This window comes from Panacibacter ginsenosidivorans, from assembly GCF_007971225.1.
Classification (GTDB): Bacteria; Bacteroidota; Bacteroidia; order Chitinophagales; family Chitinophagaceae; genus Panacibacter; species Panacibacter ginsenosidivorans.
Genome location: NZ_CP042435.1, coordinates 347866 through 368630, shown reverse-complemented (window position 1 = coordinate 368630; position 20765 = coordinate 347866). Strand labels below are relative to the sequence as shown.

Genomic DNA, 20765 nt, shown 5'->3' with positions numbered 1-20765 from the left:
ATTATTGTTCCTCCAGTAAAGTACTGCCAAATAAATGATTATACTGCTGGCAGTGAATCAGCGCATATTTATATGTTTCAAGATCAGTACCTGTTGGTATATTATAAACCTGGTTTCCATTCGTTGATTTAAGTTTGCCAAGATCAACAAAATGAATAGGCTGTTCCTCCTGCGACAAATATACGTGCAGGTCTGGCCCATTGGATGTTTGAAAAGCTGTTAGCGCCAGTACGTAACTACTACTGTCTGCGTAAATATTTGCAATACCTGTGACTGTTCCATAAGGCCCGTTCATAAAACTACCTGTATATGAAAGTTCAGTTGTTGAATCTACCATATCGTTTACCGGTGTAGTTGGTGCAGCATTTTGTTTGCTGCATGCAGTCATAAACAAACCGATAGAAAGTATTGTAAATATTTTTTTCATATCTAAATAATTCTTTTGTTACTTGCTTTTGTTTTTTATGGCATCGCCTGTTGTGTCACTCACTTCAGCGTTCTGTTCTTTGATGCACATTGAACAAAATGTACAAGAGTGCGACGCAAGAGAAGTTTTATTTATATTCTACAGTCAGGCTCAAAAAAATTCTTATTAATTTTTATTAAGACTATACGAAACACCTATACCAAAATTATTTGCTTTATTCCTGAATCGTGTAATAACTGTGCCATCTGCTGCAATCTGGTGCATGGTTGTTGTTTTGTATTCTATAAAAATAAATTGGTATAATGCTTTTACTGACCACCGGTCTGCCACTTTATATTTAAGAAAAAACTCCGAATTAAGGCTGCCATAATCATGATCGCCGGTAAGCAACAAGTTAAAAGCAGCAGGTTTGGCAACAGGCTCAGTTGTTGTTTTGCCATTACTGTTAAAGATACCACTTGTTTTGCTGCCAACCGTAAACCCAATAAGATCAATATTGAAACCAGCATAAAAATTTTTGCTGATATTGTAACCAAGGTTTATCGTTGCATTCAATGAATTGGTAAATGGCCTTTGCACGGTAAGTGTATCAAAATTTTCTTCCCGTTGCCCTGCAAAAAATATAAGAAAAGGAGTAGTGCTTGTTCTTGTTAAGCTTGCCGGACCTGCAGTTATGAAATCTTTTTTTGTTCCAAGATAGACAGTGTTCCTTAAGCCTAATCCTGCTTCTAGTCTTCGGTTCTTCCCTGTTCTTAAATTATAAACATAAGCCACTGCAACAGTTCCCTGTGTGCTGCCAATTGTTCCAGAAAGATCAATGAAGGCGTTGCTGCGGGGTAATGCTTTTTGTTGCTGCGCAATTGCTGTCGTTGTTGCAAGCAGTAAAATAAAAATGCCGGTAAATTTTAGTTTCATCAGATCTTTTTTAAAAGCTAAGCTGGAGCAATCGAAAAATATCTCTGCGATAAATTATAACAAGTGAAACGCATGATATTAAAACAAGTAACGCATATATGAAAAGCTGACCCCCATCATCCTGTACTACTAATCCTAATTTGGTAAGGTGGAAAAAGATTGCTCCACTCATTAACCCAATACCTAAAACAGCGCCGATACTAGTTGTTGATGGAATAAGTATAAGCACAGAAGCGATTAATTCCATAACACCTGTACCTATGCGACCCCATGGCTCCATACCAATTGTTGAAAAAATATAAACCGATTCCGGTGAAGCGCTAAACTTAAAAAAAAGCGTTTGCAACATTATAACAGCTGCAAGCAGTTTTAAAACCCAGATCCCAATAGTTTTTGAATTGATTGACATAACAGTTATTTTTTGGTTTAGTGAATATTATCAGTGATAAATTTTTTGCCAGTTTGCATCGGCGTGAGATTTCAAATTAGCCTCATCTTTATTCCAGGTCTTAAGTGTATTGTTGAAATACTTGTTATAATAGAGATACAATTTATTATCAATGATTTTAAATGTCTCAGGATCTATTTCCACTTTGGATCCATCGTGCCCCATGGCATAGGCACACCAGCCACCATATTGCGGCTCATATTTGGAAGGATTCTTTTTAAAGATTTCTTTATTCTCTTCCGAAGAGAAATAATAAATAGCGCCTTCAAAAACCACGGCTAGTTCTTTGGAGCCTTTAATAGCCTTATTAGCCGTAAAATAAGCAACAGGGTCATATCCCTCTATTGCAACCCCTTTTTCAAGGTTGAAAGCTTTCTTTCTTAAAACTGACGCATCTTGTGCGGTAGATAAACCTGCAATGGTTGCTGCAAATAATAATGTTATAAAAATCTGTTTCATGAGTGTGGCGTTGGTTTTCCTTAATTACGGCTCTTGTTTTTTTTCCTTTCCTTTTTAAATAAAATATTTTGTTAAGGTAAAAGTAGTAAGCTTATTATTGATGCTATGTCGTTTACATGACAAGCACCGGTATTCTTAAAAAAATACGGACATAGTAAATATTATTTTGAACCGGGCTGAGTTTTCGTTATTTATCTTTTGTTGCGTCGCACACTTCGGCGGCTTATACATTTTTGAGCAACCAAAAGTTTTAAAAAACTTTAGACTTGATTATTTCGCCGTTTAAGCCAAACAGGTATCTGTGTATGTTGAGGAAGACTTCAAAATTAATAACGGAGTATTTGGTCTTAAAATCGAAAGAATAGCTCAATATTGTTTGGAACGTTTGTGTCAAAAAAATTAGTATACCATGCCATAGGATCGAATTAAAATATGCTGTAATTCATAGCTATATGTACATCAAATACAACAATTTATAAAAGAAATCGTTATGAGGTGAAATTGCGTGTATAAACCGAATAACCGCCTCTCTTACACTAGCATGACTTATAAATAGTTAAGTTGACGCATATCGGTTTTTTTGTAACCTTTTACTTAAGAATTTAGCTTTGATTTTATCACTTTGTAAGGTTGGTAGCAAGGTGGATGTAACAAAACTTCATCTTAATTATTTTTAATATATTGTTCAGCATATCTTATTTAAATTTGTTTGGCCACATTGCATAATGTAAAGAGTAGTGCGGTGGCCATAAAACCAATATCATGAAAACCAAATCCTCATTGAGTTTAACTCATTTAAGGAAAATACTGCTCGCATGCATTATTTTTCTGTCAATATTTGGTAATGCCCAAACTACCATTGTTAATTATAATTTTGATGTAGCAAATATTACCAACTATAACAAATTTTGGCCAAGGGCAGTTAATGGCATTTCAAGTTTGTTGTCATCGGCAGACACGTATAATCAAAGTCTCCATGCCGGATCGGGTAGTTTTGTAGGAACGGTTACTGGTGGAAGTGCCTTTGACGCTAATACGGCATCTTCTCCTAACCGCATTGTTGCATTGAACGGGTCAGGTTCAAAATATTTCAATTTTAAGTTAAGTGGGTCAAGTTTAAAAGCTTACGCCACTTTTAAAATATATTTTCAGGCAAGAAGAAATGGTACAGGTACAGCCAATATTGATAATGTGCAGTACAGTGTTGATGGAGGGGCCTACACCAACTTTGCTACGCCAGGCGCTACAACTACTTCCTGGGCGCAATTTCTTTATAGTCTTCCTTCAATTGCACCAAATTCTACTTTAGACATTAGGATCAATTTTACCAACAGTGCCTCGGGTACTGTTTTCGCCGTTGATAATTTTCAGGTACAGGCAATTGGCCCCTCAACCTCAACTGTGTGCATAGCATCAAATCATCCGGTCGCGGGAAATCTTTTTGCCAGTACTACAGATAACATGATTGCTGCTTACAGGATGGATGCTCATATTACTTCCATAACACCAACCGGAATAACGTTTGCAACTGGTGGCACTTATCTTTCAACTGATATTGCAAACTTTAAGCTATGGCAGAACTCTTATAACTCTTTGTATGGTGCCACGCAAATAGGAAGTACTATTTTAACAGCTTCGTCAGGCACAAATATAACTTTTAATACAGGGTTTAGCACCGTGCCTGTAAACCAATCAACCTACTTCTTTATTACGGCAGACGTATTGGCTACGGCGTCTACAGGAAGAACGCTCAATCTTACTACTACAGCTTTTTCTAATTTCACTTTCTCCGGGTCGCCAACCAAAATAGGCAATGATCCTTTAACTATAGGAAACACATATACAGTTGCCACTTCAGAAAACAGGTACACGCAAAGCTCGGGTTCAGGTAACTGGGATAACGGAAGTTCCGTAAACAGATGGGCAACGACGTCAGGAGGATCTTATACAGGCAAATGGATACAAACGGGTATTGCCAATTTAGAAACAAGCGGGGAAACGATACAGGTAGACGCAACAAATGGAGCGATAGTTAAACAAATAAATGTTACTGCATCAAACTTCAATATTCAATCCACATTAACGCAGGCTACAATAGGTATTACTATGACTAGTCCTGCCATTTTCAATATCTCCGGATCAAATATATTAAGAATGTCAAATAGCGCGGGTGGTAATGGTAATGGTAATCCCTTGCTTACTTCCTATGGATTTAGAAAGGAAGGTACTGGTGAATTAATGTTCTCTCAACCTTTTTCAATCTATAATTCTGGTGTAGCAGGGCCAATTTATATAAATGGTGGGACAGTTACGATAGGGGATAAATCCAATACAAATAACCCGAATTTGTATTTATATGATAATGATTTTTTTATCAATAATGGTAAGTACACTATAGCGGCATCCTCAAGCACTTTTGCGTCAACCGGCTTTATGAGATCGATGACGGTAGATGGGAGCGGTTCTAACAATGCAGCTATTGAGATATACAATACAGCTGGCACTGGAGCTTCTCTATATGTTGAGCCTACTACAGATGACAGGTACCCGCAGTTGGCTATGGACCTTGTGCCTCTAACTATTAAGGGTACATTGTCTGTAGGTTATGGTGGTACCACCAATGGTGTGACTAACGCTTTTGTTTTTGGTAATGTAAATCTTACAGGGAATACCATATTTAAGCCGTTAACCAACGGTTCAGGCAATCTTGCAGGCTCGTCAGGTATTATCACCAACATAGAATTATCAGGAGAAGGCGGCCGAAGCGGTTTGTCGGCAACACCTGCATTAGGCAGTTGGGGTGTAACCGATAATGGTTATACGCTTGGTGTTCAGGGTGGAGGAAGTTCAGCTTCAGATGGTGGTTATGTAAGTATTAATGGTGGGGCGGGTACAAGTACTGGTGCATGGACAGTAGGCAATGCCGATGGTTCGGAGGCGGGATATCTTTCTATAAATGATGTTACAGGCTTAACAACAGGCAGCATTACAGTTAATCAAAACAGCCAGCTCGATATTAATGTTACTGGGGCAACAGTTAATATAGCTAAAACTCCTTCAATTACGCTAAATGGTTCCAAAACGTTTTCTTATTATGGCGCAATGGCTTTGTACAACAGTACAGCAAGCAGTAACAATACATTGTCAAGCCCTATTGTTGTAAACACATCAGATGCAACAGTTGGTATCTATAACGATGCATGGACTCTTGCCGGTGCAATTACAGGAGCAGGCGGTTTTCAATTGTGGGCGAATACATCTACACATAATCTTATACTAACATCTGCTTCAAATACATGGACTGGAGGCACAAAAGTATTAAGTGGCATTTTAAATGTAAGCTCTGGTTCTTCTATAAGTACGGGCTCACTAACTATGGGTCAGTTAAGCAACTTCGATACAAGATTAAACTTGAATAATGCCACTCAAACAATAAGTTCTCTTACTTCAAGCTGGACCAATACTTCGGGTACGCAAAGCCAGGTAGTAAATCTTGCAACCAATCATATTTTAACGATAAATCAATCCACAAATACATCCTATGGTGATGGAGCTGTAAGCACCCTAACAGCAATTATTTCAGGTGCAGGTAATCTCATTAAAGATGGCGCAGGAACACTTACTTTAACAGGTGCTAATACTTATACAGGGTTAACCCAGGTAAAGGGAGGCATTTTACGTTTAAGCAGGCTTTATGCTGGAACAGATGTTTTGCCTTCGACAAATAATGTGGATGTAATAGGAGGTACATTACAGGTTTCAACAAATCAAACACTTAATAATGTTACACTATCCACAGGCATACTGCAGGTTGATAATGGTGTTACATTGACAATTAATGGAATGTTTACATTGGTAAATGGCAGTATAAGTCTTGTGGGTACAGGCAAAATCGCATACGGCCCTTCTGGCAGAATCACCTATGCAGGTAGCAATGCTCAAACAACTGCGGCTGCAGAAATCCCAACATTAAATGGTCCTAAGGGAATTGTTGCTAATAATAATACCGGTTTAGGGGTAACCCTCAATGCAAACGTAAGCAACCTTACGGGTGCTTCTGTTGTAAATGGATGGCTTGATTTTAATGGCAAAACGATGACCGGCACTGGTGGTACTTTTACACTTAATGGGTTAGTGGGCCCTTATACTTTTACAGGCACTACGTCTACTTCTTCAAATGTTATAACGAATGCTTCCAGTACTGGAAGTCTTACAATGGGTATGCGGGTAATAAGTTCTGCCTTACCTTCGGGCACCTATATCATCTATATAGATCCGTTGGTACCAAATACAGTGACAGTGAATAATAATGGTTCTTCAAATTCCTCCGGTGTTACAATTACCGCGGCAGGACGTGGTGGCTTAAAGGTAAGTTTGCCGGAAGGTATTGGAAATGGTACAGTAAATGCACATGTACAGACAACCGGAACAAATGTTTATAATTCAGGCGCCAATTATGTTTTCAACAATCCAACAACCGGTACTACTATTTATCCGGCTTTCCCAACGGTAGGTACACTTACGTATAGCCCTGCCTACGATGTCACCATACAGGCAGGCGTAACAAACAAAGTCATTCTGGGTACATCACAGGATATTGAGATATCTCATGACCTTACATTGACCAGTGGCATTTTTGTCAGCAATAATAATCTTATTACATGGTCTAATAGTGGGGGTACACTTACCAGCCCTAATGTTCCTTACGTAAGTCTAAGTACGGGAGCCAACGCCAGTTACATAGCAATTGCTACAAATACAGGTGCTGAGTTGTCACTTACTTTGCCTTATACCGGTACAAAAGGATTCAAGATTAAGAATGTAGGAAGTGGAACGGATGTGTACTTCCCGATCGGTATCAATTTTACTTCTGCAAACAGGATGATGTTGAATAATACCGGCACTACAAGCGATTTTGCAGTAGCAATGAAAACGGGAGATTTGCTTCTTACACCGGGGGCAAGAGTTAATCGTATATGGTATGTAAGTTCATCTGCAGCAAGTGGTGTAAAAGCCAATATGCGTCTGTTCTTTACCAAAAAAGACTGGTCAACATGGCCTTCTCCGGAAGAAGAAGTAGAATCAGGGTTCGTTTATAGTGATATTCATCTTATTCAGAAAGACTACAGTGAAAACTTTATAAATAAATCTACAGGTACTGACGTAAGCACCGTAAACTTCTCAAGTTCCTCTTACGATAACACAGAAATATATGGTAAATACACGATTGGTGTAAGCCCTGATCCTTTAGGTGGAACAAACGGTATTAATAGTTTCACAAGGTTTTCCCTGGTAAATGAATATATCATTCTGCCTGTAACACTTACCAATATCAAAGCATACCAACAGGGAAATAATATTCTGGTTGGATGGACTGCTTTAAACGAGATCAATATCGATCATTATGAAATAGAGAAATCACTTACCGGTATTAACTTCAAGCAGATCGGCAAAACAAATGCTTTAAATAATGGTACGCCTCAAAATATGTATACTATTACAGACCCCAACGCTGCAGCCGGAAATAATTTTTACCGTATAAAAATAATTGGTAAAGATGGGGCGACAAGTTATACAGCAGTTGTTTCGGTAAACATCAGCAATGGAAAAGTTTCTGTAACAATACAACCTAATCCTGTACAAAATAAAATAGCAAACCTTCAGTTGAATAATCTTGCTGCAGGTAAATATCAGGTATCATTGTACAACAGCGTTGGTCAAAAAGTTTACAGTAAAATAATTGAACACAGTGGTGGTTCATCAGCACAGCAAATGAATATTCCAGGTTTTGTTAAACCAGGCACTTATATCTGCAGGGTTGTAAACGAAACGACGAATTTCAGTATTGGCCTTGTAATAGAGTAAGGTGATGGATTATGATAACACATCCCAACTTTTTCAACCGGTTACAAAATGACCGGTTGATTTTTTTTTGTGCCAGGCATTTGTTCACTATTCAGCATTTCTTGCGTCGCACTCTTGTACGTTCATTTCAATATTATACAAAGAAGTAGCCTCTAAAAAATATAGCTTACAAACAAGAAAGTAAATACTACAATTTCATCTCCATCACATAATCATTCATTAAATATCCATTACCGATATCAATGTCCTCTTCAGCAATTACTTTAAAGCCTAATTTTTCATAAAACCCTTTTGCTTTGTTGTAGCGGTTTACATTAAGCTGTAAACCCCTGGCACCTAATGGTTTTATTTGACTTAAGACATAATTGACAATAAATCTCCCTATACCTTTTCCTTGCTGATCTGGCAATGCATAAATCTTATGGAGCTTATAAATAGAAGGCTTGTAATAACCATAAGATGCAAAAGCTACAGACTTATTTTCTTCCTGTACAAAAATGAATTGATGGCCTTCATTTATTTGTTTACTTAATGCTGATGTGCTGTACATCATATTCAGCATATACTCTATCTGTTCTTGTGTAAGAATTGTTTTATAGGTCTGTGGCCATACAGCATAAGTAAGTTGCTGTATTAATGGAATATCTCTTTCAAACGCTTTAACTATAGTAAGATTTTCAAACGACATAGCAACAAATTTATAATTGAAATAAAAAAAGCTGCCTGCTTTTTGAATGTTGATTTTTTATTTTGAATTATTTGTTGCAGTAAAAGTGTGCGACGCAACCAAGGCTTAATGCTTATTCAATAGATTGGTCAATAAAATTATTGCTTGAATATTTTCTTACTAAGCCAATGACTTACCAAAGCACTTCCTGCACCCACAGCAGCACCCGCAATTACATCGGTTGGGTAGTGTTCTCCCAAATACAATCTTGAATAACCCACGCCGGCGGCCCATGCATAAGCAGGTATAGCCACATACCATTTTTTAAATTCCAGTGTAAGTGTGGTGGCAGTTGCAAAAGCTGTGGAAGTATGGCCCGATGGAAAGGAAGGATCGTTATCTGGCTCGTACGGAAATACCTCTGTTGGATATTTTTCGTACGGACGATCTCTGTTAATGGCGTATTTCATGCCTTGTGTGATGACAGTATTAATAACGATGGAACCTACCATTTCCCAACCCTTATTTTGCAGGTTCTTGTCTTTCTTTATAAATCCGGTCGCAAGCAGAGCAGCCGGAGATACAATGGCTACAGGATATACAGACCGGGTGAAGCCTTTCATGATAACAGAGTTGGGATTTTCCGGATTGATACTTTTCAATGTATTAATATCCCAATTCTGAGCATTGGCTGAAATAAAAAAGCATCCTGTAAAAAGCAGGATGCAGGTGATAAGATTTTTGATTTGCTTCATGTAAATTATTTCTATTACTATTTAATTAAGATTCTGAAGGCTTTCTTTAAGCGTCTTTATTCTGGCTTCAGCATCGGCCTGTTTCTTTCTTTCAAGTTCAACCACTTCTGGTTTTGCATTTTGAACAAAACGCTCATTACTGAGTTTTTTAAGAACTGATTGGAGAAAATTTTGCTGGTGTATAAGATCTTTTAATAGCTCTTCTTTTAACATTAAAGCGTCAAGTTCATTTTCGCTTTCAATAAAAAATTTATCTTTTTCTACAGCAACTACAATTGTATTTGCTATTGCTTCTTTAGTGTAATGCATACTTTCTGCATTTACCTGTTTAGAAAGGATGTGTTCTATTGGCTGATAATTTTCAACAGTATCACTTTGTATATAGAGCTTAATTGTGTCTTTTGGTTTAACCTGATTTTTATTTCTTGCATCACGAATAGCAGAAATAACTTTTTTCAGAATTTCACCTTCTGCTAAAATTGCTTTATCTAGGGTAGTTATATCATTAAACTGTTTTACGCAAATGTCATCTTGTTGTTCCTTAAGCAAATGATATATTTCTTCAGAAATAAATGGCATGTAAGGATGTAGCAACTGCAAAAGTTGCTCGAAATAACCAACGGTTTTTTTGTAAACCACTTTATCAATTGGTTGTTCAAAGCCTGGCTTAATCCATTCGAGATACCAGCTACAGAAATCATCCCAGATCAAAGAGTAAATAATTTTCAAAGCTTCACTTAAACGGAATTGTTTGATTAAATTATTTACTTCTGTTCTTGCTTCATTTAATCTTTGTCCGAACCAGTTAACCGCAAAATTTTCGTTGGTTTCATTATTGAAATTCGCTTGTCTTCCTTCCCACATTTTTACCAGCTTCAACGCATTCCATACTTTGTTATTGAAGTTGCGGCCCTGCTCTAAAGAAGATTCATCAAACAACAGATCATTACCAGCAGGCGATGCGATCATAATCCCAAACCTTACTGCATCTGCGCCATATTGGTCGATCAATCCAAGCAGGTCCGGGCTATTTCCCAGGCTCTTACTCATTTTGCGGCCAAGCTTATCTCTTACAATGCCAGTGAAATAAACATCTTTAAAAGGAATTTCTTTTTTGTATTCAAGACCAGCCATAATCATTCTCGCCACCCAAAAGAAAATAATTTCAGGGGCAGTAACTAATGTATCAGTAGGATAGTAGTATTCAACATCTTTATTACCGGGATTGCTATACCCTTTAAATACTTGAAAAGGCCATAGCCAGGAAGAGAACCATGTGTCAAGACAATCTTCATCTTGTGTCAATTTCAAATTTGTTGTATCAGCTTGCGGATATTTTTCTTTGTATTGTTTCAATGCCTCTTCTCCATTCACAGCAACAACATAGTTTCCATCCTTATCATACCATGCCGGAATTCTATGCCCCCACCACAACTGGCGGCTGATACACCAATCCTTAATATTTTCCATCCAGTAACGATAGGTATTCGCAAACTTAGCAGGATGAAATTTTATTTCGCCATCAACTACAACTTTTAATGCAGGTTCTGCAAGTGGCTTCATTTTTACCCACCATTGCAAACTTAACCTTGGCTCTACAACTGAATCTGTTCTTTCGCTGTAACCAACCTGGTTTGGATAATCTTCAATCTTTACAATCGCACCAGTATCTTCAAGTAATGGAATAATTTTTTTCCTTGCTTCAAACCTGTCTTCACCAATTAGTATTTGCGCAGCTTCGCTAAATGTTCCATCATCATTCATGATGTCAATTACTTCAAGATTATGTTTTAAACCAAGCTGGTAATCGTTCATGTCATGTGCAGGTGTAACCTTTAATGCACCGGTTCCAAATTCCATCGTTACATACTCGTCAACTATAATAGGAATACGGCGATTGATCAATGGCACAAATGCAAACTTACCGTGCAAATGTTTATAGCGTTCATCATTTGGATTAACACAGATAGCTGTATCGCCTAAAATGGTCTCAGGTCTTACGGTTGCTATTGTTATATAGTCTTCGCTTCCTTCAATTTTATAGCGGAGATGATAGAGTTTAGAATTTGTATCCCTGAATATTACTTCTTCATCACTTAAAGCCGTCAATGCTTTTGTATCCCAGTTGATCATGCGCTTACCGCGATAGATCAAACCTTTATTATATAGATCAACAAAAACACTTATTACAGATTTGTAATAATCATCATCCATTGTGAAAGTAACACGATCCCAATCAAGACTGCAGCCAAGCTTTTTCATTTGCTGCAAAATAATGCCGCCGTACTTTTCTTTCCATTCCCAGGCATAACCTAAAAACTCATCTCTCGATAAGCTGCTTTTTGTAATGCCTCTTTCACGTAGCATGCCCACCACCTTTGCTTCTGTAGCAATAGATGCATGGTCTGTTCCCGGAACCCAGCAAACATTTTTGCCATTCATGCGGTTGTAACGTGCAAGAATATCCTGTATGGTATTATTCAAACAATGACCCATGTGTAACACACCGGTAACATTTGGCGGTGGTATTACAATAGTATATGGGTCTCTTTCGTCAGGTGTGCTGTTGAAATACTTTTTATCCAGCCAATGGTTGTACCATTTATTTTCTGTTTCTGCAGGTATATAATTCTTGCTCAGTTCCATAATCTGTAAAATGGGTGTAAAAGTAAGTAATCCCTATGTTTTTAAGTTGGTGTCTTCACCAACCGTTATAAATAAAAAAGCCTTCCATTGTGGAAGGCATTCAAATTATTTTAAAAATAAGTTTACCAAAGCATCATGTGGGTATCCCAACTGTTAACTGTATTTTCATGTTCGCCTTCTTGTATTGCCAGGTTTATTTCACTGACCTTTTCAAGTTCGGTACAAACATTTTTAGCAGCCTCTGTACAGGTAGAAACTGTTTTAGATACTTTTTCGCCGGTGAATTTCAAGGTGCTCAACTTGTTACCACAGGCGCTGAAAACCAGGATCATCGAAATAATTGTAAGGTAGCGCATGGCAGTATAATTTTGCGGTGTAAAAATAAACAGAAAATTTTTCTATAACGTTAATTCTTGTTAATATTAGACGTGAATGTGTCAGAAATGTTACAGAGTGTGTGAAATTTAAAGTAAAGACACAATACAGATATGAAAGATGAAGTGATTGCGACGCAACAGGCGATGCTACGAAGAACTTAAGCTGGTATTATAATTTTTTGTGCTGAACTTTTGCACCATTATTAAGCTTCTCTTGTGTCACTCACTTGTACTTTCTGATTCATTACTCAACATTTCTGCATATTACTACGTAATTAAAAAGTAATTTGTTGGGTTAGTGCTTTAAATTTTTTTTGATGTATGCAATTGTAGATATAGAAACCACAGGCAGTCATCCCCAGGGCAATGGCATTACTGAAATTGCTATTGTGCTGCATGATGGTGAGCAGGTAGAAGGGCGGTTTTCTACGTTGGTAAATCCGGGCTACCAGATACCTCCATATGTTGTGCAATTAACCGGCATTACCAATGCCATGACTGCAACAGCGCCTTCTTTTACGGAAGTAGCGCACAAAGTTTACAACCTGCTTAATAACCGCATTTTTGTAGCGCACAATGTAAACTTCGATTACTCCTTTATAAAATATCATCTGCGTAGCGCAGGCTACGATTGGACGCCAAGAAAGTTATGTACACTAAAGCTTAGCCGCAAAGCATTTCCCGGCATGGTTAAATATGGCTTGGGACATATTTGTCGTGCATTAGATATAGTTGTAGAAAACAGGCATAGAGCAGGTGGTGATGCAGATGCTACAGCAATTTTGTTTAGTAAAATAATACAGAAGGGTGGCGATAAAATCATCAAAGAATTTCTGAAGAAGGAAAACCGTGAACAAATATTACCGCCAAATCTCCCTGCAGAGCAAGTAAATAATTTGCCATATACGCCTGGTGTATATTATTTTCATGATGCAAAGGATAAAGTGATTTACGTAGGGAAAGCAAAAGTGCTAAAGAACCGTGTGGTGAGCCATTTTACAGGATTGAGTACGGGGAAAAGAAGACAAGAGTTTTTATTGAATATTCACCGTGTTTCTTTCCAGGAAACGCCAACAGAATTCACTGCTTTTATTTTAGAGAGCATTGAGATAAAAAGATTGTGGCCAAAACATAATCAAAGCCAGAAACACTTTGAACATAAGTATGGCATTTATGCTTTTGATGATTCAAGAGGTTATAAACGGTTGGCAATAGATAAAAAGCGCAGGCATTTTGAGCCGCTATTATCATTCAACCAATTTATGGATGCTCATAGAATGTTATGGAAGATTGTGAGGGAACATGAGTTGCACCCAAGCCTGTGCTTTTTAGACAGGACAATGATCAGTGATGATCATTTTCCGGAAAAGGAATTATATAATGAGAGAGTAAATAATGCATTGCAGAATATACAATCGCAATTAAGTACTTATGCAATACTTGAACCCGCAGCATTTGGAAAAGAAAATGTATGTGTATTGGTAGAAAAAGGCATGTTTTATGGTATGGGCACCATTCCTGACAACATGAATTTTACAAACATCGAAAAATTAAAGAAGAAGGTTATCCAATATCCGGAAAACGAAGCCATCCGTTCTATGATAAGAAGTTATGCTTTGAAACATCCTGCTAAAGTGTATTCGATGGATTGATCAAGTATTATTTCTTTCTTATTACATAGTCATTATCATTATATGCTACTGTTGGGAAAAGCGTTTTCGCCGAAATATACTTGCCCTCATCTTTTTTATTAATAATAAGATAGTTAACCTTGTACTTATCGAACAATACATCATCATGTTGAGTCTGTTGAAGACTTTGTAATAAATTGTCGCAATCTATTTTCCTGTCAAGATAACTTACATAAGGATTCGAATAATAAATGCCTGTTACAATAAGCTTTCTTCCTGATGCCATTACAGGGTATTGAGCTTCATTTAAAGAACAAAGCAGAACATCGTTGATCAATGTGTTTTGTTTGATCCATTCGTACATATTGTAGAAAGAACTGTTTTGTTGCTTTTCAATAGTCAGCATTCTTAGCCTGCCAAATTCTTTCCTGGTATAATAAGAAGGAAACCTTACCAGCACCAGACACAATACAACCGCATATAATAAATAGCCTGGATTGAATTTTATTCGCCAGTCAATTTTTATAATGAGCCACTTAATAATAGCTAAGATGCCAATACCAAATAAAACAGACTCACACGCTTTCACGTAAAAAAATATATCAACTGATGGAACAAAACCAGGTAGATGAATACCATATTTGGTTCTGAGAATCACAATGATGTAGAGATAAATAAAAATGATAGCAGCAGTAAAGAACCAGTAGAGTATTATTCGTTTTGCTGTTTGTTTAAAACTTTTATTTCTGATCAGGTGAATAAGACCGATCACTGCAATGGCAAGATAAATATTTACATTTTCCTCAATCAGTTTATTTCCGTTTCCCGGCCTGAAAAGGAAATAAACCCATTGCGTGGGATCAATATTTTTCACATGGAAACTGTAATGAATAAAAATGTTATACAAAAGAGGGGAGGCAACTAAAAGAAATGTTACCGAGAAAAAAAGGCCTTTGACAATAACTTCTTTAAAGCTCATTTCTTTTTTTATTAAACTAAACAGTAGGAGTAAGCCAAGGATGATACAGAAAATAAAAGCGGGGGCACTGTGAAACAGGAAAAGCGATCCTGCTGCTAACCCTAATAACAAAAAATAAAGGTTTTTTAGAGATTCAAAAGTTCTATATGTAAGTATGAGTACAAGATAGAAAAGTGATTGTGTAAAACAGATGGGCAATAAAATGTATGTGTATCCAGACATATGTGTACCATAATCATTACCGCACACAAAAAAGAAAGAAGCAGTTGCTGCACCAAATGCAACTCTTTTGTCAAACAATTTTGCACAAAGAAGAAAAAGTGTAAAAGGTATAAATAGGTTAAGGTATTTTCCTGCCTGAGCTAAGATCAAATTTAATGGTACCCCTGTTACCCATGAAATAAATGCCTCCAATCCTGGAAGGCCGGGATTATACCATAATAATTCATTACGATAGGAAGGGTCGGTAAAAACCTGGCCATGTTTAATATTTTCAGCAATGGCCATATCACGGAAAGTATCGTCATCCGCAGGAAGAAATAAACCGCTTGTAGTCTTTTGTGCACAATAGAAAGCCAACGCAGCAAAAAATATCAACAGTAAATAATTGATCCATTGCTCCTGTTTTGAAATTTCTTTCATAGAATTTAAAAATATTGATAGTATGATTTAGTACAAACAGAAAGCATGGCTTTGTCCCCTTTGGTATCTCCATAGCCATAGATTTCTTCGTAGTCTGCAATGTTAATCACTGCTTCAATCCTTCTTCTTTTTTCTTCCGCATTACAGTTTAAACCATCAATTACTCCTTTGACAGTTAGGTTTGTTACAAGCAGTTTTGTAGCTATACATTCGATACCCAATGCTTCGCACCATGGTTGTATATAATTTTCGGGTGATGCAGAAACCACAATTATTCTGTGCGCCTGCTGTTTGTGCCAGTTTATTTTTTTTAATGCTTTAACTCTTACAATCGTTTTCAGTTCTGTTGTAGCATAGTTTTTACAAAGCTGGTTGAATTTTTCAAGATCTTCATTTTTAAAGAAAAAACGAAGGAAGCTGTTTTTAGTAAACTGGGATGGTATGATTCCTATTTTATTAAGTATCATTACAGGCGAAAGCAGTGCTAATCCTGCATACAATGATGACTTTCCTTTAGCATACCCGGTGAAATGCAGCAATGAATCCTTGTTAGTGATCGTTCCATCAAAATCAAATAGCGCAAGTGTTGACATGTATAATTAATACCCAAATTAGTTAGTAGATATTTTTGTTCCCGGCTAAAGTGCTGACATGATCCTCCGTTGCGTCGCACACTGCAGTAAGATATTCTTTATTTCAAATTATTTACGGGTCTGCATTTGCACTATTATTTATCATCCTCATTAATCAATAAAAAGTATAAAACTGCAAAGCCAAAGAATGATATTTACCTGCAGGAATCTGTCCCTTAATATCATTTCAGAGGGGTTTGATAAACCCTTTTTCACAAATAATGCCTGGAAATAACGCAAAAATCCCGCTATTACAAATATGATATTGAAATAAAGATAGGGATTGTGGAAATGCTTAATTATTTCGGGGCTCAGGGTATATTGTATGTAGCATACAATTACTACACCCGCAACTGCAACTATTGAGTAATTCAACATTTCAATATTATATCCATCACTATAAGAATGTATAATCTCTTCCGTACCATTTTTCATCATCACATCGTCCCTTCTTTTACCTAATGCAAGGATAAGGGAAATAAGAAAAGTCATCAATGTGAGCCACGTAGAAGGTAAAACATTAATCAGGAAGCCACCGGCATATACACGTAATACAAAACCTATAGCAATGATCATCAAATCCAATATGACTATTCTTTTCAGTGCAACCGAATATAACAGGTTAATAAAAATATATATGGCAACCATATACCCAAAAAGTTCGCTCAGGGTAAATGATAGATATAAGCAAAGCAATGTAAGTAAGACTGCTATTATTGTCGCAATCTGCGTTTTTATTGCACCGCTTGCAATTGGTCTTTTACATTTTACAGGGTGGGCTGCATCTTCTTTCTTGTCAAAAATATCGTTGAATATATATACGGCACTTGCTGCAATACTAAACAGGAAAAAGCCATATAGCGAGGTTGTTAGCAGCGTTCTGTTAAGAAAACTGAATGAAAAAAATAAAGGAGCCAGTACAAACCCGTTTTTGGTGTACTGCCTGATTCTTAATAATGACACCCAGTCTTTTATTTGCCGCATAATAAGTGTTCTGATTTATTGGAATACTGCCTGTTTGGTAAACATAAAATAAATTTTATAATTATGATTCGTTCATAATTTACTGCCTGAATTTGTTAATAACTTTTATTTTTTTCGCAACATCCAGATGGCCTATTTTCGCCGCCCTAAAATTGTTTATTCTCATGAGTGAATTTGCGCAGCCAATAGCATTAAAGTTAAACATCAGAACTGCACAGGCAGAAGCAGTTTTAAGCCTGTTTGAAGAAGGTGCAACCATTCCTTTTATAGCACGCTACCGTAAAGACAAAACAGGTGGCCTGGACGAAGTACAAATTCAACAAGTACAGGATGAGAACAAGCTTTTGAAGGAATTTACTGAACGCAAAGTTTTCATCGAAAAGACTATAACTGAGCATGACAAAATGACTGATGCACTTCAGCAGAAAATAAATGCTGCAACAACCATCACCGAACTCGAAGATATTTACTTGCCTTACAAACCAAAACGTAAAACAAAAGCTCAAACTGCAAGAGAAAACGGTTTGGAGCCTTTGGCATTACTAATACTCGAACAAAAAGAAGTAGATCTTAATATTGAAGCTTCTAATTATATAAATGAAAAAATAACAACAACAGATGAGTCTCTTCAAGGTGCAAGAGATATCATTGCAGAGATGGTTAATGAAGACGCAAATGTTCGTGCTAAACTTCGCAAACTTTTTGGAGACACTGCAACAGTGCAATGTAAAGTGTTGGCAGATAAAGAAGCAGAAGGAATTAAATATAAAGACTACTTTGATTTTTCAGAACCCGTTTCCAAAATTCCTTCACATAGAATTCTTGCAGTATTACGAGGTTTCCTCGAAGGGTTCCTTCGTATATCAATTGCACCTGTTGAAGAAGATGCATTAGAGCTATTAGAAAAGCAATACGTAAAGGGAATGAATGCTTCTGTTGATCAAATCAAAAAAGCGATCAAAGATGCCTATAAAAGATTATTACAGCCAAGTCTTGAAACAGAGTTCAGAACTGCATTGAAACAAAAAGCAGATGAGGAGGCTATTAATGTTTTTGCTGAAAATCTGCGCCAGCTTTTATTAAGCTCTCCTTTGGGAAGCAAGAAACTATTGGCTATTGATCCCGGTTATAGAACAGGTTGTAAAATTGTTTGCCTTGATGAGAAAGGAGAGCTGCTGCACAACGATCTTATCTATATTCATGAGCCTAACAAATTATACGATGCAGAGTATAAAATAAGAGAGCTTGTAAAAAAATATGATACGCAGGCTTTTGCCATTGGCGATGGAACTGCCGGCAGAGAAACAGAACAATTCATCAAAAAATTAAACCTTGGTTTGCCTGTATTTCTTGTAAATGAAGATGGCGCTTCAGTTTATTCAGCTTCAGAAACTGCAAGAGAAGAATTTCCTGATTACGATGTTACAGTGCGTGGCTCTGTAAGTATTGGCAGAAGATTGATGGATCCATTGGCAGAATTGGTAAAAATTGATCCTAAGAGTATAGGTGTTGGTCAGTACCAGCATGATGTAAATCAAACGCGTTTGAAAGAACGTCTTGATCAAACAGTTATCAGTTGTGTGAATGCTGTGGGTGTTAATCTCAACACTGCGAGTAAGCATTTGCTCAGTTATGTTAGTGGCATTGGTTCTACACTAGCCGATAACATTATAAAATATAGAAACGAGAATGGAAAATTTACCAGTCGCGACCAATTACAAAAAGTACCTCGTCTTGGTGGCAAAGCATTTGAGCAGTGTGCAGGATTTTTGCGCATTAAAGATGGCGATAATCCGCTTGATGCGAGTGCCGTACATCCTGAAGCATATAAAGTAGTGCAGGCTATGGCAAAAGAAATGAATGCTGATGTAAAATCACTGATAGGAAATGAAGCATTGCTAAAAGAGATTAACACCAAAAAATATGTGAGTGAGGAAATAGGAGAGCTTACCATTAAGGATATTCTCAACGAATTAAAGAAGCCCGGCCTTGATCCGCGCAGCGAATTAGAGCAATTTGAATTCGCTGATATTTATAAGATAGAAGATGTAAATGTTGGTATGGTTGTGCCTGGTGTAGTTACTAATATCACACGTTTTGGTGCATTTGTAGACATTGGCGTAAAGCAGGATGGACTTGTGCATGTAAGCGAGATCTCACATAAATATATCACTGACCCAAATGAAGTATTAAAGCTTAATGATAAAGTACAGGTAAAAGTTTTGGAAGTTGATGCTATAAGAAAACGTATTGCTTTATCTATCAAACAAACACAAAACATGCCTGCAAAAAATGAAAGGCCAAAATTTAAAGCTCAAAACAAAAAAGAACCTCAGGTTACTGAAATGAATATTAACGATGCATTAAGCATATTAAAGAAAAAGTTTGGCAAATAATTTTTTGAGCCGATCATCAGAACATGCATTAAACGTCGTTGCGTCGCACTCTTCATCATTTAGCTTAATATTGAACAAGGTGTACAAGTGAGTGACACAACGAAGCTTTATACTGGTAATACAGTTAGTTAAAAACTAAAAAACTACTCAATTAATGAGTAGTTTTTTATTAAAGTAATTAAATAATGTTTATTGAATAGATTGATTGTGTACAACAGTACCCACACCTAATGCCTGCGTTCCGGTACCGGTTAAGAAACCTTTTGCATATAATGTATAAACTTTTCCACCTTCAAGCGTGATTGGAACCGGCAACACAATTGTAGAAGTGCCTGCAGCTCTTACTTCAAGATTATAAGTACCAGCTGCAAGTGTTGCGAATGATTGGTATGATGTATTCGTTGACTGATCGTTGAATGTTCTGTTACTAAACAATGTTGAGCCACCTGCAATTGCTACATCAACAGCAGGAGCATCCGGACTGAAATGAAAGAATCTTACACGCACAGAATCTGTTGATGGCGTAGTAAATGAATCTGTAACAACAGCAGCTTTTATAGCACTCAACGAATCAATTGCAAAAACTGAATAAGTAGTTGCGGGTGAAAACGTAACATTTGTGTTGATGACAAAATTTGTTGTGCCTGTTGGTGCAACCTGCAATGTATATATACCAGGTGTTACCGCAAAGTAACCGGTATCAGATCCATACGCAAAGTTTTGTGCGGCAAGACTTCCTCCTACATATACATCAACATTGCCTGCATCAGGCGAGGCGTGTACAACACCAAATGTCGCAACAGGTGGTATTGTGTTTTGATCTTTCGTGGTACAACTAACAACTCCGGCAACAACAGCGAGGCTTCCCAACAAAGAGAACAGTGTTTTTTTCATGGTTAAATTTTTTGTAAGAAGCCCAATGATTATGCCAAAGGATTGTGA

15 protein-coding genes are annotated in these 20765 nt (G+C 37.0%); 3 read left to right on the top strand and 12 right to left on the bottom strand.

Annotated elements, in window-relative coordinates; genetic code table 11:
- Position 1: 1 nt before the first annotated feature.
- The 4 genes from FRZ67_RS01460 to FRZ67_RS01445 form a co-directional block, all read right to left on the bottom strand.
- The gene (locus FRZ67_RS01460) at positions 2-427 is read right to left on the bottom strand and encodes a DM13 domain-containing protein (protein WP_147187836.1); all 426 of its coding nucleotides are present in this window, start codon (positions 425-427) and stop codon (positions 2-4) included.
- A 165-nt stretch (positions 428-592) separates the two neighbouring features.
- Entirely contained in the window at positions 593-1342 is a 750-nt protein-coding gene (locus tag FRZ67_RS01455) for a hypothetical protein (protein WP_147187835.1), read from the bottom strand.
- Between the two features lie 10 nt (positions 1343-1352).
- A complete protein-coding gene (locus FRZ67_RS01450; protein WP_147187834.1) occupies positions 1353-1751 on the bottom strand; it encodes a DoxX family protein in 399 nt (132 codons plus the stop codon).
- A 30-nt stretch (positions 1752-1781) separates the two neighbouring features.
- Positions 1782-2249: a YHS domain-containing (seleno)protein gene (locus tag FRZ67_RS01445; protein ID WP_147187833.1), complete on the bottom strand. Its 468-nt coding sequence runs from the start codon at positions 2247-2249 to the stop codon at positions 1782-1784.
- Between the two features lie 762 nt (positions 2250-3011).
- Here FRZ67_RS01445 and FRZ67_RS01440 point away from each other — a divergent pair.
- Positions 3012-8114 carry an autotransporter-associated beta strand repeat-containing protein gene (locus FRZ67_RS01440; RefSeq protein ID WP_147187832.1) on the top strand — a complete coding sequence of 1701 codons (5103 nt, stop codon included), beginning with the start codon at positions 3012-3014 and terminating at the stop codon, positions 8112-8114.
- 187 nt (positions 8115-8301) lie between these two features.
- Here the strand turns inward: FRZ67_RS01440 and FRZ67_RS01435 are convergent, their stop codons facing one another.
- From FRZ67_RS01435 to FRZ67_RS01420, 4 genes are all read right to left on the bottom strand, one after another.
- Positions 8302-8802: a GNAT family N-acetyltransferase gene (locus FRZ67_RS01435; RefSeq protein WP_147187831.1), complete on the bottom strand. Its 501-nt coding sequence runs from the start codon at positions 8800-8802 to the stop codon at positions 8302-8304.
- Positions 8803-8939: 137 nt separating this feature from the next.
- Positions 8940-9536, bottom strand: a complete 597-nt coding sequence (locus FRZ67_RS01430; protein WP_147187830.1) for a phosphatase PAP2 family protein — start codon at positions 9534-9536, stop codon at positions 8940-8942.
- 21 nt (positions 9537-9557) lie between these two features.
- Complete coding sequence (locus FRZ67_RS01425) at positions 9558-12182, bottom strand: valine--tRNA ligase (protein WP_147187829.1); 2625 nt, start codon at positions 12180-12182, stop codon at positions 9558-9560.
- A 122-nt stretch (positions 12183-12304) separates the two neighbouring features.
- A complete protein-coding gene (locus tag FRZ67_RS01420) occupies positions 12305-12538 on the bottom strand; it encodes a hypothetical protein (RefSeq protein WP_147187828.1) in 234 nt (77 codons plus the stop codon).
- Between the two features lie 338 nt (positions 12539-12876).
- On the opposite strand from FRZ67_RS01420, the gene FRZ67_RS01415 reads away from it, so the two are divergent.
- Positions 12877-14211 (top strand): exonuclease domain-containing protein, encoded by a 1335-nt coding sequence (locus tag FRZ67_RS01415; RefSeq protein ID WP_147187827.1) that lies wholly within the window; start codon positions 12877-12879, stop codon positions 14209-14211.
- Positions 14212-14218: 7 nt separating this feature from the next.
- On the opposite strand, the gene FRZ67_RS01410 is transcribed toward FRZ67_RS01415, so the two are convergent.
- The 3 genes from FRZ67_RS01410 to FRZ67_RS01400 all read right to left on the bottom strand — a co-directional run bounded on the left by FRZ67_RS01410 (position 14219) and on the right by FRZ67_RS01400 (position 17427).
- Positions 14219-15811 (bottom strand): hypothetical protein, encoded by a 1593-nt coding sequence (locus FRZ67_RS01410; protein ID WP_147187826.1) that lies wholly within the window; start codon positions 15809-15811, stop codon positions 14219-14221.
- Between the two features lie 5 nt (positions 15812-15816).
- The gene (locus tag FRZ67_RS01405; protein ID WP_147187825.1) at positions 15817-16404 is read right to left on the bottom strand and encodes an HAD-IB family hydrolase; all 588 of its coding nucleotides are present in this window, start codon (positions 16402-16404) and stop codon (positions 15817-15819) included.
- Positions 16405-16554: 150 nt separating this feature from the next.
- The gene (locus tag FRZ67_RS01400) at positions 16555-17427 is read right to left on the bottom strand and encodes a UbiA prenyltransferase family protein (RefSeq protein ID WP_147187824.1); all 873 of its coding nucleotides are present in this window, start codon (positions 17425-17427) and stop codon (positions 16555-16557) included.
- 164 nt (positions 17428-17591) lie between these two features.
- On the opposite strand from FRZ67_RS01400, the gene FRZ67_RS01395 reads away from it, so the two are divergent.
- Complete coding sequence (locus tag FRZ67_RS01395) at positions 17592-19823, top strand: Tex family protein (protein ID WP_147187823.1); 2232 nt, start codon at positions 17592-17594, stop codon at positions 19821-19823.
- A gap of 189 nt (positions 19824-20012) precedes the next feature.
- Here FRZ67_RS01395 and FRZ67_RS01390 read toward each other — a convergent pair whose 3' ends face one another.
- On the bottom strand, positions 20013-20717 hold the full coding sequence (locus FRZ67_RS01390; RefSeq protein ID WP_147187822.1) for a DUF4397 domain-containing protein: 705 nt from the start codon (positions 20715-20717) through the stop codon (positions 20013-20015).
- Between the last annotated feature and the right edge of the window lie 48 nt (positions 20718-20765).

What these genes read in the sequence shown, in the direction of transcription:
- FRZ67_RS01425 (WP_147187829.1), bottom strand. Translation starts at nt 12,182, where the DNA reads ATGGAACTGAGCAAGAATTATATACCTGCAGAAACAGAAAATAAATGG.
- FRZ67_RS01415 (WP_147187827.1), top strand. Translation starts at nt 12,877, where the DNA reads ATGTATGCAATTGTAGATATAGAAACCACAGGCAGTCATCCCCAGGGC.
- FRZ67_RS01420 (WP_147187828.1), bottom strand. Translation starts at nt 12,538, where the DNA reads ATGCGCTACCTTACAATTATTTCGATGATCCTGGTTTTCAGCGCCTGT.
- FRZ67_RS01455 (WP_147187835.1), bottom strand. Translation starts at nt 1,342, where the DNA reads ATGAAACTAAAATTTACCGGCATTTTTATTTTACTGCTTGCAACAACG.
- FRZ67_RS01450 (WP_147187834.1), bottom strand. Translation starts at nt 1,751, where the DNA reads ATGTCAATCAATTCAAAAACTATTGGGATCTGGGTTTTAAAACTGCTT.
- FRZ67_RS01395 (WP_147187823.1), top strand. Translation starts at nt 17,592, where the DNA reads ATGAGTGAATTTGCGCAGCCAATAGCATTAAAGTTAAACATCAGAACT.
- FRZ67_RS01440 (WP_147187832.1), top strand. Translation starts at nt 3,012, where the DNA reads ATGAAAACCAAATCCTCATTGAGTTTAACTCATTTAAGGAAAATACTG.
- FRZ67_RS01445 (WP_147187833.1), bottom strand. Translation starts at nt 2,249, where the DNA reads ATGAAACAGATTTTTATAACATTATTATTTGCAGCAACCATTGCAGGT.
- FRZ67_RS01405 (WP_147187825.1), bottom strand. Translation starts at nt 16,404, where the DNA reads ATGTCAACACTTGCGCTATTTGATTTTGATGGAACGATCACTAACAAG.
- FRZ67_RS01410 (WP_147187826.1), bottom strand. Translation starts at nt 15,811, where the DNA reads ATGAAAGAAATTTCAAAACAGGAGCAATGGATCAATTATTTACTGTTG.
- FRZ67_RS01435 (WP_147187831.1), bottom strand. Translation starts at nt 8,802, where the DNA reads ATGTCGTTTGAAAATCTTACTATAGTTAAAGCGTTTGAAAGAGATATT.
- FRZ67_RS01390 (WP_147187822.1), bottom strand. Translation starts at nt 20,717, where the DNA reads ATGAAAAAAACACTGTTCTCTTTGTTGGGAAGCCTCGCTGTTGTTGCC.
- FRZ67_RS01430 (WP_147187830.1), bottom strand. Translation starts at nt 9,536, where the DNA reads ATGAAGCAAATCAAAAATCTTATCACCTGCATCCTGCTTTTTACAGGA.
- FRZ67_RS01460 (WP_147187836.1), bottom strand. Translation starts at nt 427, where the DNA reads ATGAAAAAAATATTTACAATACTTTCTATCGGTTTGTTTATGACTGCA.
- FRZ67_RS01400 (WP_147187824.1), bottom strand. Translation starts at nt 17,427, where the DNA reads ATGCGGCAAATAAAAGACTGGGTGTCATTATTAAGAATCAGGCAGTAC.